At 62.7% G+C, this 13050-nt stretch carries 13 protein-coding genes; 11 read left to right on the plus strand and 2 right to left on the minus strand.

The window, feature by feature from the left end; genetic code table 11:
- Positions 1 to 124: 124 nt before the first annotated feature.
- From HKD27_RS01230 to HKD27_RS01245, 4 genes are all read left to right on the plus strand, one after another.
- The gene (locus HKD27_RS01230) at positions 125 to 1696 is read left to right on the plus strand and encodes an apoptosis inducing factor family protein (RefSeq protein WP_194688198.1); all 1572 of its coding nucleotides are present in this window, start codon (positions 125 to 127) and stop codon (positions 1694 to 1696) included.
- A gap of 93 nt (positions 1697 to 1789) precedes the next feature.
- Positions 1790 to 3586 carry an aspartate--tRNA ligase gene (aspS, locus tag HKD27_RS01235; protein WP_194688197.1) on the plus strand — a complete coding sequence of 599 codons (1797 nt, stop codon included), beginning with the start codon at positions 1790 to 1792 and terminating at the stop codon, positions 3584 to 3586.
- Positions 3587 to 3723: 137 nt separating this feature from the next.
- Entirely contained in the window at positions 3724 to 4287 is a 564-nt protein-coding gene (locus tag HKD27_RS01240; RefSeq protein ID WP_062456268.1) for a bacterioferritin, read from the plus strand.
- A gap of 198 nt (positions 4288 to 4485) precedes the next feature.
- Entirely contained in the window at positions 4486 to 4758 is a 273-nt protein-coding gene (locus HKD27_RS01245) for a YXWGXW repeat-containing protein (protein WP_024716818.1), read from the plus strand.
- Positions 4759 to 4800: 42 nt separating this feature from the next.
- Here the strand turns inward: HKD27_RS01245 and xth are convergent, their stop codons facing one another.
- The gene (gene xth, locus HKD27_RS01250) at positions 4801 to 5577 is read right to left on the minus strand and encodes an exodeoxyribonuclease III (protein WP_194688371.1); all 777 of its coding nucleotides are present in this window, start codon (positions 5575 to 5577) and stop codon (positions 4801 to 4803) included.
- Between the two features lie 4 nt (positions 5578 to 5581).
- Positions 5582 to 5926, minus strand: a complete 345-nt coding sequence (locus HKD27_RS01255) for an iron-sulfur cluster assembly accessory protein (protein WP_194688196.1) — start codon at positions 5924 to 5926, stop codon at positions 5582 to 5584.
- A 233-nt stretch (positions 5927 to 6159) separates the two neighbouring features.
- On the opposite strand from HKD27_RS01255, the gene HKD27_RS01260 reads away from it, so the two are divergent.
- Genes HKD27_RS01260 through tatC form a run of 7 tightly spaced genes read left to right on the plus strand, consistent with a single transcriptional unit; the run spans position 6160 to position 13046 of the window.
- Positions 6160 to 7323, plus strand: coding sequence for a deoxyguanosinetriphosphate triphosphohydrolase (locus HKD27_RS01260; protein ID WP_194688195.1), 1164 nt, complete (start codon positions 6160 to 6162; stop codon positions 7321 to 7323).
- Between the two features lie 43 nt (positions 7324 to 7366).
- Positions 7367 to 9175 (plus strand): arginine--tRNA ligase, encoded by a 1809-nt coding sequence (gene argS, locus HKD27_RS01265; protein ID WP_194688194.1) that lies wholly within the window; start codon positions 7367 to 7369, stop codon positions 9173 to 9175.
- On the plus strand, positions 9172 to 10293 hold the full coding sequence (locus HKD27_RS01270) for an SPOR domain-containing protein (RefSeq protein ID WP_194688193.1): 1122 nt from the start codon (positions 9172 to 9174) through the stop codon (positions 10291 to 10293). The genes argS and HKD27_RS01270 overlap by 4 nt, the downstream gene beginning before the upstream one ends.
- A gap of 10 nt (positions 10294 to 10303) precedes the next feature.
- A complete protein-coding gene (locus HKD27_RS01275) occupies positions 10304 to 11065 on the plus strand; it encodes a ScpA family protein (RefSeq protein WP_194688192.1) in 762 nt (253 codons plus the stop codon).
- Entirely contained in the window at positions 11062 to 11652 is a 591-nt protein-coding gene (gene scpB, locus HKD27_RS01280) for an SMC-Scp complex subunit ScpB (protein WP_194688191.1), read from the plus strand. Before HKD27_RS01275 ends, scpB begins: the two co-directional genes overlap by 4 nt.
- Before the next feature lie 9 nt (positions 11653 to 11661).
- Entirely contained in the window at positions 11662 to 12264 is a 603-nt protein-coding gene (locus tag HKD27_RS01285; RefSeq protein WP_194688190.1) for a twin-arginine translocase subunit TatB, read from the plus strand.
- Complete coding sequence (tatC, locus tag HKD27_RS01290; protein WP_062495817.1) at positions 12261 to 13046, plus strand: twin-arginine translocase subunit TatC; 786 nt, start codon at positions 12261 to 12263, stop codon at positions 13044 to 13046. Before HKD27_RS01285 ends, tatC begins: the two co-directional genes overlap by 4 nt.
- Positions 13047 to 13050: the final 4 nt, after the last annotated feature.

Below are 13050 nucleotides of genomic sequence, written 5' to 3' on the forward strand. Positions count from 1 at the left end.
ATGTTTTTCAAAGCCCGTCCGGACCTGAGGTCCGGGCGGGTTTTTTGATGTTTGCCAACCGGGCGGCCTATGCTGCGTTCGCTTTCATGACTGTCCCCATTTCCCAGCCGGGAGGCCATACTCGATGTTCCAATCCGCCCCGACCGCCGATTTCCGCGATCTCTGTGCTTTTGATGCGCTTGAAGATGGGAAAATCACGCCGTTTTCCCTGGACGGCACGCCGGTGGTGCTCATCCGGGATGGGGAAAATGTGCATGGTTTTGCCGGAAAGTGCCCCCACAAGGAGGCACCGCTGGAGCAGGGGGCTTTTTGCAAGACGGAAAAAGGCAGTGTGCTGGTCTGTCCCTGGCACAAGGCGGTTTTTGATGCGACGGATGGCAGCCTCGTCGAACCACTGGCGCTCGATCCCCTGCCGCAGTACCCGGTGCAGATCGTTGATGGCCGTGTGCTGGTCGGGCTGAAGCCGAAGCAGCGTCAGGCTCCGGAAAAACGACAGGAAAACGAAAGTGTCCTGCTTCTGGGCGCCGGGGCTGCGGCTGTCAGTGCGGCGGTGACGCTTCGCGCGGAAGGGTTTGCGGGCACCATCACGATGGTCAGCGAGGAAAAGGATCTTCCTTATGACCGCACCGCCCTGAGCAAGACCGTTCTCGTCAGCGAATCCGAAAAGGCCCATGCGCCCCCGGTTCGGGAAGAGGAATTCTATACCCAGCGCGGCATTACTCGTGTCCGCGGGCATGTGGCACAGTTCGATCCGCAGACCCGCAAGGCTAAATTACAGGACGGGACGGAACTGACGGCCGATCATGTCCTAATCGCGACGGGGGCCGTGACCAGAAAGCCGGATATTCCGGGCGTGGACATGAAGGGCGTCTATACGCTGCACCGTGAGGCGGATGCGGAGCGGATCGCCGCCATTCTGGATCCCGATCTGGTAGTGACGATCGTGGGGGCAGGGTTCATCGGGCTTGAAGCCGCCTCGTCCCTGCGGCAACGCGGCGTGGGCGTGACGATCATCTCCGACAGCGAAATCCCGATGGAAAAGCAGTTCGGCCGCGAAATCGGTATCCGTCTGCGCCAGCTTCACGAAGAAAACGGCGTGGCGTTCGTCTCGGATGCGCGGGTCACGAAGATCTATGCCGAGGACGGCAAGGACGGAACGGCTTCGGGTGTGGAACTCGACGACGGCACCCGTCTGCCTGCTGCTTTCGTGTTGCTGGGCGTGGGTGTGACACCAGCCACGGATTATGTGTCGGGTCTGGAGCGCGATGAGAGCGGCGCGATTGTCGTGAACGGTCAGATGCGCGTGACCAGAGGCGGTGAGGCCGGGGTCTATTCCGGTGTGTATGCGGCCGGGGATGCCTCCGCCGTTTTCCATGACGGCGCACCACGGCGAATCGAGCACTGGCGTCATGCCGAAGTGCAGGGGCGGATCGCGGCCCTGGCCATGATGGGACATGACACACCCAACGTGCCGATGCCGTGGTTCTGGACGCAGCAGTTCGGCAAGAAGATCGAGCTTCTGGGCTGGGGGGAGAGCTTCGATAACGTGGCGCTGGAAGGCGATATCCGCGGATTCAAGTTCCTCGCGACCTATCTCAAAGACGGCAGCCCCATCGCCCTGGCCGGGGCCGGGCATGCCGCCGACATGGCGCGGGCTGCGGTCGATTTCGATGGTTTCATGCAGGAAAAGGCCTGAACGCGCCCCCGAGGTCGCAGAAAACTTGACATGAGAGGGCCGTCCCGGCTTCCTGCGCCCACTTATCCGCACAGGACGTTGAAGAGGCCCGACATGCATCCATACCGCACCCATGACTGTAGCGCCCTGCGTGAGGAGAATGCCGGGCAGATTGTCCGCCTTTCCGGCTGGGTGCACAGCAAGCGCGATCATGGCGGCCTGCTGTTCATCGACCTGCGCGACCATTACGGCGTGACGCAGATCGTCATCCCTGCCGGCACGGACCTGCTGGAAAAGGCCGAGCGCCTGCGCGTCGAGAGCGTCATTACCGTGACTGGCAAGGTCGTGGTCCGTCATGGCTCCCAGCGCAACCCGAACCTGCCGACCGGTGACGTCGAAGTCCTGGCTGATGCCCTTGAGGTCCGCTCCAGCGCTGAAGTGCTGCCGTTCCAGGTAGCGGGCAACGAGAACTATCCCGAAGACCTGCGTCTGAAGTACCGCTACATCGACCTGCGCCGCGACAAGATGCACCAGAACATTATGCTCCGCAGCAAGGTCATTACGAGCCTGCGTCGCCGCATGATCGAGCAGGGCTTCACCGAGTTCCAGACCCCGATCCTGACGGCTTCGTCCCCTGAAGGTGCGCGTGACTTCCTCGTCCCGGCCCGTCTGCATCCGGGCAAGTTCTATGCCCTGCCGCAGGCGCCGCAGCAGTTCAAGCAGCTTGCCATGGTCGCCGGTTTCGACCGCTACTTCCAGATCGCACCCTGCTTCCGTGACGAAGCCTCGCGCGCTGACCGCAGCCCGGGCGAGTTCTACCAGCTCGATTTCGAGATGTCCTTCGTCACGCAGGAAGACGTCTTCACGGTGCTCGAACCCGTCCTCGCCGGCGTATTCAACGAATTCACGCCCGAAGGCTGGAAGATCACGGACGGCGCATTCCCGCGTATTCCGTATGCCGACGCCATGCGTGACTACGGTTCCGACAAGCCGGACCTGCGTAACCCGCTGATCATCAAGGACGTCACGGATGCCTTCCGCGATTCCGGTTTCGGCCTGTTCGCCAAGATCGCGGCTTCCGGTGGCCAGATCCGTGCCATCCCGGCTCCCGGTGCGGGTGACCGTCCGCGCGGCTTCTTCGATAAGCTGAACAGCTGGGCTCGTGAAAACGGTGCCGGTGGTCTGGGCTACATCATCTTCGAGGAAGAGGGTGGCAAGGGGCCGATCGCCAAGAACCTCGAAGCCGATCGCGTCGAGAGCATTCGTGAAGCCTGTGGCCTGAAGGCCGGGGATGCCGTGTTCTTCGCCGCAGGCAAGGGCGATGAAGTCGCCAAGTTCTCCGGCGTTGTCCGCACCAAGGTCGCAACCGAGCTGGATCTGATCGAGAAGAACGCGTTCCGCTTCTGCTGGGTCGTGGACTTCCCGATGTATGAGCTGAACGAGGAAACCGGGAAGGTCGATTTCTCGCACAACCCGTTCTCCATGCCGCAGGGTGGCCTCGAAGCGCTGAACACGAAGGATCCGCTGACGATCAACGCCTACCAGTACGACATCGTCTGCAACGGCGTGGAACTGTCCTCGGGCGCCATCCGGAACCATCTGCCGGACGTCATGCTGCGTGCGTTTGAAATCGCGGGTTATGGTCCCGAAGTCGTGGAAGAGCGTTTCGGCGGTATGCTGAACGCCTTCCGTTACGGTGCCCCGCCGCATGGTGGTGCAGCGCCGGGCGTGGACCGTATCGTGATGCTGCTGGCCGATGAGCCGAACATCCGCGAAGTCATTCTCTTCCCGCTTAATCAGAGCGGCGAGGACCTGATGATGGAAGCCCCGGCTCCGGTCGAACCGGCCCGTCTGAAAGAGCTTCATCTGGCGCTCGACCTGCCGAAGCCCAAGCCGACAGCCAGCAAGTAAGCCTTAAGCAGTCTCATCCGCTGTTTCAGAACCGGCATCTTCCATTCGGGAGATGCCGGTTTTTTTATGTCGCCTGCAACACTTCGTCATTTCTGTCGTTGGAGAAACAGATCCCAATATCCAAGGCAGACTTTCCCATGGCTGACGACAAGAAGAACGCCTTCCTGACAGACGTGCAGACGCTGCGGGCGAATGCAAAGAAATCCCTCGACGACGGTGCCGTGACCGCCACCTACAAGGGCGACGTCAAGACGACGATCGACATTCTTCAGGCCGTCGTGGCGACCGAACTGGTCTGCGTCCTGCGCTACACGATGCACGCCATTTCCGTCGAAGGCCTGACCAGCGAGAGCGTGGGGGCCGAGTTCAACGAGCACGCAGCGTCCGAGCGCAAGCATATGCTGGCCGCTGCCAACCGCATCGACCAGCTCGGTGGCGTGCCGAACTTTAATCCGGAAGGCCTGGCCACGCGTTCCGCGACCGAATACGGCAATGGCGGCAATCTTGTTGAAATGGTGAAGCAGGATCTGATCGCCGAGCGCGTCGTGATCGAGCATTATCAGGAACTGATCCGCTATTTCGGTGACAACGATCCCACGACCCGCATCATGCTCGAAGGCTTCCTGGCCGACGAGGAAGATCATGCTACCGATCTGCACGACCTGCTGGTCGCTCATGAAGGCAAGCCCTTCCTGAACTGATCGCGGTCCACCGGACACCTGAAAAAGGGCGCTTCCTGCCACGGGAAGCGCCCTTTTTTGCGGTTATGCGGGTATCACGAAATCCGGAAACATAAAATTATGCACTGCCCGGATTCCGCCACAGATGCGCCTCAGACGCGCCAACACAAGCCGTGCATCATCTTTCCGTGACAAGGCGTCATGAGAAGGAGAGCATTGATGCTGAAACATCTGTCAGGGATCTTGGCTGTTTCCGCCCTGTTTGCAGGTACGATGGCGATTGCGCCAATGACGGGAACAGCCCATGCACAGTTCGTGCCCTATAGTGGCCCTTACCGCCAGCCGCCTCCGCCCCCGCATGTTCTGCCCGAACCTGTCCCGCCCCATCATGGCGACATGCGCTGGATTCCGGGGCACTGGCGCTGGAGCGGGAACGGCTATCAGTGGCAGCCGGGCCATCTGACGCGACGCTTCAATCTCCGTCACGCCTGATACGGGCAGGGCCGGAGCCGTGTCTCCGGCCCCCTTGTGCTGTCAGACCGTGACCAGAACCGGAACGTGGTCGGAGGCCTTTTCCTTGGCGCGCTCGTCCCTGTCGATCACGAAGGATTCCAGCCGTTCCGTCAGGCGGGGGGACAGCAGCGCATGATCGATCCGAAGCCCTGAATTCCGCTGGAACGCTGCCGCCTGATAGTCCCAGAACGTATAATGACGGCCGGTGGGTTGCAGGGCGCGCAGGGCATCCGTCAGCCCCATCCATTCCAGCCTGCGGAAAGCCGCCCGCGTCTCGGGGCGCACCAGCGCATCATCCGGGGAGAGGGCGCCAGGAGCCAGATCTTCGTCCGTCGGGCAGACATTGAAGTCCCCGATGAACGCAAACGGCTTTTCCGCATCCAGCAGAACCCGCGCCCGCGCCGCCAGCGCGTCAAAAAAGGCGAGCTTGGTCGCGTAACCGTCCTCACCGCCGGAATTGCCGTTGGGCAGATAGAGATTACCGATCGTTATCCCGTCGAGTTCCGCTTCGATGTAGCGGGCAGACGGATGATCGAAACCCGGTAGCGTATGGTGCGTGACGGTAAAAGGCCGCCGCCCGATCAGGGCCACACCGTTATAGGCCTTCTGCCCTGAGGTCGCGACATGCAGTCCGGCTTCCGCGAATACGGCCGGAAACTGGCTGTCCTCGCATTTGATTTCCTGAAGGCCCAGCAGGTCACATTCCGGATGACGCTTCAGCCAGTCCTGAACATGATGGGCGCGGGCGCGGATGGAATTGATGTTCCAGCTTGCGAAGGTGAACGGCGTGGCACTCATCGGATCAGGCCAGCGAGAAGCTGGTGCCGCAGCCGCAGGACGAGGCGGCATTGGGGTTCGTGACCGTGAAATGCGCGCCCATCAGCTTGTCCACGAATTCCAGTTCGGCGTTCTCCAGCAGGTCGAGGCTGGTCGTATCAACAAACACTTTCGCGCCGTCCCGCTCAATGACGACATCATCCACAGCCTGATCCCGTTCCAGCCGGAACTGGTACTGAAACCCGTTGCAACCACCCGCCAGAACCGCAACGCGCAGGGCGAGCCCTTCCGGCTCGGGCTGGGCTGCGATGATGTCCTTAATGCGGGCGGCGGCGCTGGCGGAGATGCTGAAAGGCACGGTGTCGGACATGGGCGTATATTCCCGGAATCTGAAAAGGCGGCTGGACCCTGCTGGACCCAGCAAGACGGCTGCGGTCCTGATTATATGGTCAGAGCGGCGTTAAGGGCAAAGGCCGTGTGGTTGCACGCGCGCCGGGCTGGCGTAGAATGAAACTGTGATCCGGCCGGAAACGGCGCTCTACCGGCCATGAGGCTTCGGGGCAGGGGTTACAGCCAGACGGCTCACACACAGGACATGTCTTGATGGTAGCGATCTACGCGGTACAGGACTCCGGCTCCCGGGGACGGCTCTATCCCGAAGTGGAAAGCCCCGTCCGCTCCCCCTGGCAGAGGGACCGTGACCGTGTGCTCCATTCCGCAGGCTTCCGGACCCTGCAATACAAGACGCAGGTCTTCATCAACCACGAAGGCGATTTCTTCCGCACGCGCCTGACGCATTCGCTCGAAGTCGCGCAGATCGCGCGCTCCATTGCCCGCAGTCTCGACCTGAACGAGGATCTGACGGAAACCGTCTCGCTTGCCCATGATCTCGGTCACACGCCGTTCGGGCATGCCGGTGAGGACGCGCTCGCGCTCGCCATGAAGGACTGGGGCGGTTTTGACCACAACACCCAGTCCCTGCGTCTCGTAACGGCTCTTGAAGCTCGCTACCACGCCTTCGATGGCCTGAACCTGACCTGGGAGGCGCTGGAAGGATTGGCCAAGCATAACGGCCCGGTCAAACGTCCGACGCCCTATTTTGTGGACTACGACGCAAAACACCATCTGGACCTGCAAAGTCACGCCTCGGCCGAAGCGCAGGTCGCGGCCATGTCGGACGATATCGCCTATCACGGCCACGATCTCGATGATGGCCTGCGCGCCGGGCTGCTGTCCTTCGAGGATATCGAAGACCTGCCACTGGTCGGCGAGGCCCTGCGCCGGTCCCGCGAGATGGAGCGTCAGATCGGGCGGGAGGCGTCCGATCAGGCCCAGCGCGTGCGTCATGAAACCATCCGCGTCGTCATCAACCAGCTCGCCACCGACCTGACGGATCAGACGCGCCGCAATCTCGAAGCGCTCAACCCGCAATCAGCCGACGATATCCGCCAGGCCGGTTATCCCGTGGTGGCGTTCAGCCCGGAAATGCGCGAGGCCAACAAGGCCATTCGTAAATTCCTTTACGCCCGCATGTACCGGCACTGGCGCGTCAACCGCATGGCGCGCAAGGCGAAGATCGCGGTGCGGGAAATCTTCGACATTCTCTCCGAAGATCCTGGCCTGCTGCCCGATCCGCTGCGCGGTCATGCGAAAGCCGCCGATGACGTGCAGCGCAGGCGTCTGGTGGCCGATTATATTGCCGGAATGACCGATCGTTTCGCGATGGAAGAACATCGACGGTTGACGGACCTCTCCGTGCTGGGCTGATAGAGCCTCTGATTTGAAGACGCGTTACAGGAATCGAGCTGAAATGGCCGCTGACACCACGACCCTTACGACTGACTGTCTCTTTGCCCGCACCCGGGTTCAGGTGTGCGACGCTCTGCGATCGGTCGTCCCCGGCCTGCCGGAAGAGGTGGTGCAGCGCGTCGATCTGACGCCCACGCGTGACCCGTCCCACGGTGACATGGCGACGAACGCCGCCATGCTCGCCGCCAAGCCCGCGCGTCGCAAACCCGCCGAAATCGCCGCCGAACTGGTCGAGAAGCTTTCCGCCCTGCCGGAAGTCGCCAAGGCTGAAGCTGCAGGCCCTGGCTTCGTGAACCTGACGCTCAAGCCTGAAGTCCTGCAGGGCGTTGCCGTCTCGATCCTCAAGGCTGGTGACCGCTATGGTCGCTCTACGATGGGGCAGGGGACGCGCGTAAACGTTGAATACGTCTCCGCCAACCCGACCGGCCCGATGCATGTTGGTCACTGCCGTGGTGCGGTCGTCGGTGATGCGCTGGCCAATCTGCTCGAAGCGGCCGGCAACACCGTCACGCGCGAATACTACATCAACGATGCCGGCACGCAGGTCGTCGCCCTGACCTGGGCCACATACTGGCGCTATCTTCAGATCATCGGCACGGAGATTTCCGCAGACGATTTCAGCCCGCTGACCCCGAACGGCCTGCAATATCAGGGCGAATACCTGATCCCTGTTGCCCAGAGCATCGCTGACAAGCACGGTCGCACACTCGCCAACCCTGACGGCAGCCCCGCCGATCCGTCCGTCTGGTTCGAAACCGTGCGTCGTGAAGCCCTGACGCAGATGATGGCGGCCATCCGCGAAGATCTGGAAGCGCTGGGCATTTCGCACGAAGTCTTCGCCAGCGAAGCCGAAACGCTGGCCAGTGGTCGTGTGGATGCCGCGATCGCAAAGCTCGACAGCAAGGGCCTGCTTTATGAAGGCGTGCTGGAGCCGCCGAAGGGCAAGATGCCGGAAGACTGGGAAGCCCGTCCGCAGACGCTCTTCCGCTCGACCGAGTTCGGCGACGATCAGGACCGCGCCCTCCGCAAGTCCGACGGCACCAACACCTATTTTGCCAATGACATCGGCTACCACGCCCAGAAGGCCGAAAACGCCGACGTCCTGATCGACGTCCTCGGCGCCGATCATGGTGGGTACGTCTCCCGTATGCGGGCTGCGATTTCCGCCCTGACAGATGGCAAAACCGGCTTTGAAGTCGTGATGTGCCAGATCGTCCGCGTCGTGAAGAACGGCGAGCCCGTCCGTATGTCCAAGCGTGCCGGCACGTTCGTCACCCTGCGCGATCTGCTGGACGAAGTGGGCCGTGATGCCGTGCGCTTCACGATGCTGACCCGCAAGGCCGACGCGCAGATGGAGTTCGATCTGGATGCCGTCGTGGCCCAGACGCGCGACAACCCGGTGTTCTACGTGCAGTACGCCCATGCCCGCTGCCGCTCGGTCCTGCGTTCGGCCGAGACGATGTTCGGCGCAGACGCCGTGACGCCGGAAGCCCTGTGCAGCGCCGATCTGTCCAATCTGTCCTCGGATGTGGAACTGGCCGTCCTGCGCCGTCTGGCCGCGTTCCCGCGCAGCGTTGAAGCTGCTGCGACGGCGCGTGAGCCGCACCGGATCGCGACCTATTGCATTGATCTGGCGTCCGATTTCCATGCTCTGTGGAACCGGGGCCGCGAAGACACTACCCTGCGCTTCCTGCACGAGAACGACCGTGCAACCAGCCTTGCCAAGCTGGCGCTGGTTTCGGCCATCGCGGGAACGCTGCGCTGTGCCCTCACCATTCTCGGCGTCGTGCCGGTAGAGGAAATGCGATGACCCCGGAAAACGATCAGGACCGCAACCGCCCCGATCCGGGCGATTACGCCCGTACCCCGAAACAGCCGGCGGGTCCGGCTCCGGGAACACGTCCGCAGGCGCGTTTCGACCGCGAACGCCTGAGCAACGATTATGACGACGAACCCCCGCCGCGTCGCCGCCCGGCTGCCGCCGGCGGTGCGTCCGGGGCAGGACGTCTGACGTCCGTGCTGGGCAACGACCCCGCCACCCGCAAGCTGGTTGGTGGTGCGGTCGGTATCGGCGTCGTGCTTCTGCTGGCTGTCGGCGGCTGGTCGCTCATGGGCAGCCATCATGGCGGCATTCCCATCATTGGTCCGCCGCCGGGCCCTGTGAAGGACCGTCCGGCCGATCCGGGCGGGATGCAGATCATGGGCGGCGATGACGGCGACACCGACATGACCGGCAACGGCGAGGCACATCTTGCTCCGGGTCCGGAGCAGCCGGACACGAAGGCACTGGCCCGTCAGTATGGCGTCCCGCCCGGAACGCCTGCGCCGGAAACGCCAAAGACCGACGCCCTCAAGGCAGACGGTGCGGCACCGGATAACGCTCCGGCAGCCCAGACGCCTGCCATCCCGCCTGAAGCCGCCGCGCCAGCCGACACGGGACAGATGTCTCCGGGCACCGCGCTTCCTGCCACGGTCCCGGAAAAGCCGCAGGATCAGACCGCCGCATCTGCCGAGGCGCCGAAGGCTGCACTGCCCAAGGAAGCGCCGAAAAAGGAAGACGCGCCTGTCCATCATGCAGCGCGACCGGCTGAGAAGCCGCTGCCCGCGCCGGTTCCGGAGCCTGAGAATGTCGGACCGCCGAAAGCCGCCGCTCCGGCTGCGGAAAAGGCGGAAACATCGGGTGGGACGCATGAAGTCCAGCTCGGAGCGCTCGACAGCGAAGCCGCGGCCCGCAAGGAATGGGACAGCCTGCGCCATCAGGCGCCGGCCCTGTTCGCAGGCCATACGCCGCTGTTCGAGAAGACCACCCGTGGGGACCATACCTTCGTACGTCTGCGGATCGGTGGCTTTGCGGATCTCAAGTCTGCACGCGCCTATTGCGTGAAGCTGCACGCGCAATCCGTCGCCTGTACGCCGGCCCAGTTCTGAGAGCTGGCGTTTGAGCGAGACACTTCATCTGACGCTTGACGGGTTCGAGGGGCCGCTGGATCTGCTCCTCGATCTGGCCCGCAAGCAGAAGGTGGATCTGGCAAAAATCTCCATCCTGCAACTGGTGGAGCAGTATCTGGCTGTCGTGGAAAAGGCCCGTGCGGAAGCGCGGAGCCTGCGGCTGGAACTGGCGGCGGACTGGCTGGTCATGGCCGCCTGGCTCGCCTGGCTGAAATCCAAGCTGCTCCTGCCTGCCGAAAACGAAGACCCCGACGCTGAAGACGCGATCGAGCTTCTTCAGGAACGCCTGATCGAACTGGAACGGATGCGTGCCGCCGCCCAGTGGCTGGCCGAACAGCCCCGTCTGGGCATCGACGTGTTCCGGCGCGGGGAAGGGGAAGACCATACCGAAATTGACCGCTCCGGCCTGCGCGTGGATATGCCCGCGCTGATCACGGCCTATCTTTCCGCACGTCGCCGCACGGGCCGCAGACGCATCTATGCTCCCCGCGCCCGTCGCTACTGGAGCGTGCAGGATGCGCTGTCCCGCCTCAAGCGTCTGCTTGGAACCGATAGGGTCGTCGGCTGGCACACCCTGACCTCCCTGCTGCCCGATCCTGAAGAGCTGGATGGCGAGGAGGGGCCTTATGGTCGCAATGCCGCTCTGGCAGGAACGCTGCTTGCGGGGCTCGAAATGGCGAAGGGCGGGGCGCTCGAACTGCGCCAGCCTGAAGCATTCGGGGAGATCGAGTGGCGGGCTGCGGCATCATGACGGATCCATCCGCGCTCGACCGCGCCTGCCTGCTTGTGGAGGCACTGGTTTTTGCCAGCCCCGAACCCGTCAAACCCACCGCCATCGCCGAACTTCTGAAAGCGCAGTCGGTCACTGTTGCCGTTGATGATGCGCTTGCAGCCGTGCAGACGCGCTATGCCGATCATGCCGTGGAAATGGTGCTGGTCGCGGGGGGATGGCAGTTCCGCACCCGACCGGAATTTGCATCCGCCCTGACCAAAGTCGTGGAAAAGCCCCGTCGCCTGAGTCGCGGCGCGATGGAGACGCTGGCCATCATCGCCTATCACCAGCCCTGTACCCGTGCGGAAATCGAGGCCATCCGTGGCGTCTCGCTCGGACAGGCCATTCTTGACGCCCTGCTGGAAGACAGCCTGATCGTCCCCAAGGGCCGCAAGGAAGTTCCCGGACGTCCGGTTCTGTGGGGCACCACGGCGAATTTTCTAGAAAGTTTCGGCCTGCCGGATCTTGGAGGATTGCCGCGCAGGGAGGACTTCCTGCTGGATCGTGCCCCCACGGAAGCAGAAGACACTGCATCTGCCGTAGGCGGAACGGAGCAGACAGGCTAGGAATGATGCATGTTTGACTTCAGTTTCTCGGAAATCGCGCTGTTCGTGATGGTGGCGATGGTCTTCATCCGTCCGAAGGACCTGCCGGTTGCCATCCGCACCCTGTCGAACGGGTTAAAGGCGATGCGGCGCATGGCGGCTGAATTCCAGTCCCATGTGGACGAGATGGTCCGTGAAGCCGATCTCTCCGAAGCGCGCGACCAGTTCCGGGACCTAAAGAACTTCAACCTGCGCGACCGTGTCACGAAGGCCATCGACGGCGACAATTCCATCCGCCGCAGTCTGGAACTCGACACGCCCGCAAAAGCGTCCGCTGCCGATCTTCCAAAAGTACCGCCGGCACCACCGCTTCCCCCCCCGCCCCTGACCGATCTGGAAACGGTGCCCTACAATGCCCGTCCGCAGTTCGAGCCGGCCGTGGATCTGCCTGTCGAACCGGAACCCGAGCCCAACGACGATGTCGTGACCGCGCCGTCCATTCTGCCGCCCAGCACGGCGAGGCGTCTCCTGCATGAGCGCGCGCGATGGCGTGCGCCGGACATCCTGCCGCCCATCCGCGCCATTCACGCGGGCCGGCGCGTGACCATTGCGAGCGGAAAGGACGGCGAATGACCGACACCGACAGCATCAACGATACGCCGATGCCGCTCCTCGAACATCTCGTGGAACTGCGCAAACGACTGATCTGGTCGATCGTGACCTTCGTGATCGCCTTTGCCATCTGCTACCATTTCTCGGGCGAGATCTACCGGTTCCTTGCGGCCCCGCTCGGCAACATCATGCGCAAGAACGGCGAACAGCCGCACCTGATCTATACCGCGCTGTATGAGGCCTTCTTCACCTATATCCGCGTGGCCGTTTTCGGGGCGACCTGTCTGTCCTTTCCGATGATCGCCATTCAGGCTTGGATATTCATCGCGCCCGGCCTGTATCGCAGCGAAAAGCGTGCCTTCGCCCCGTTCCTGATCGCAACGCCGATCATGTTCCTGATCGGCGCGGCGCTCGCCTATTATGTGGTGTTCCCTTACGCATGGCAGTTCTTCCTGTCGTTCCAGACGCCGCAGGACGCCAATGGCGGCATGCAGATCGAACTTCAGGCGAAGGTTTCAGAATATCTGACTCTGGTCACGAAAATGATCCTGGCCTTCGGGGTCTGCTTCGAGCTTCCCGTTGTCCTGACGCTGCTGGTGCGCGTCGGTCTGCTCAGCGTGGCGCAGTTGAAGCGTTTCCGTCGCTATGCCGTTGTTGCCTCATTCGCACTCGCCGCCGTCATCGCGCCGCCTGATGCGATTACGATGCTGAGCCTCGCCATTCCCCTCGTCGCACTGTACGAGATATCCATTCTCACGGCCCGGTTCGTTGAACCGAAACCCATGGCCGCTGATGAAGACTGATAAT

The sequence above is a fragment of the Gluconobacter sp. R75690 genome (assembly GCF_015244525.1).
Taxonomy (GTDB): Bacteria; Pseudomonadota; Alphaproteobacteria; order Acetobacterales; family Acetobacteraceae; genus Gluconobacter; species Gluconobacter potus.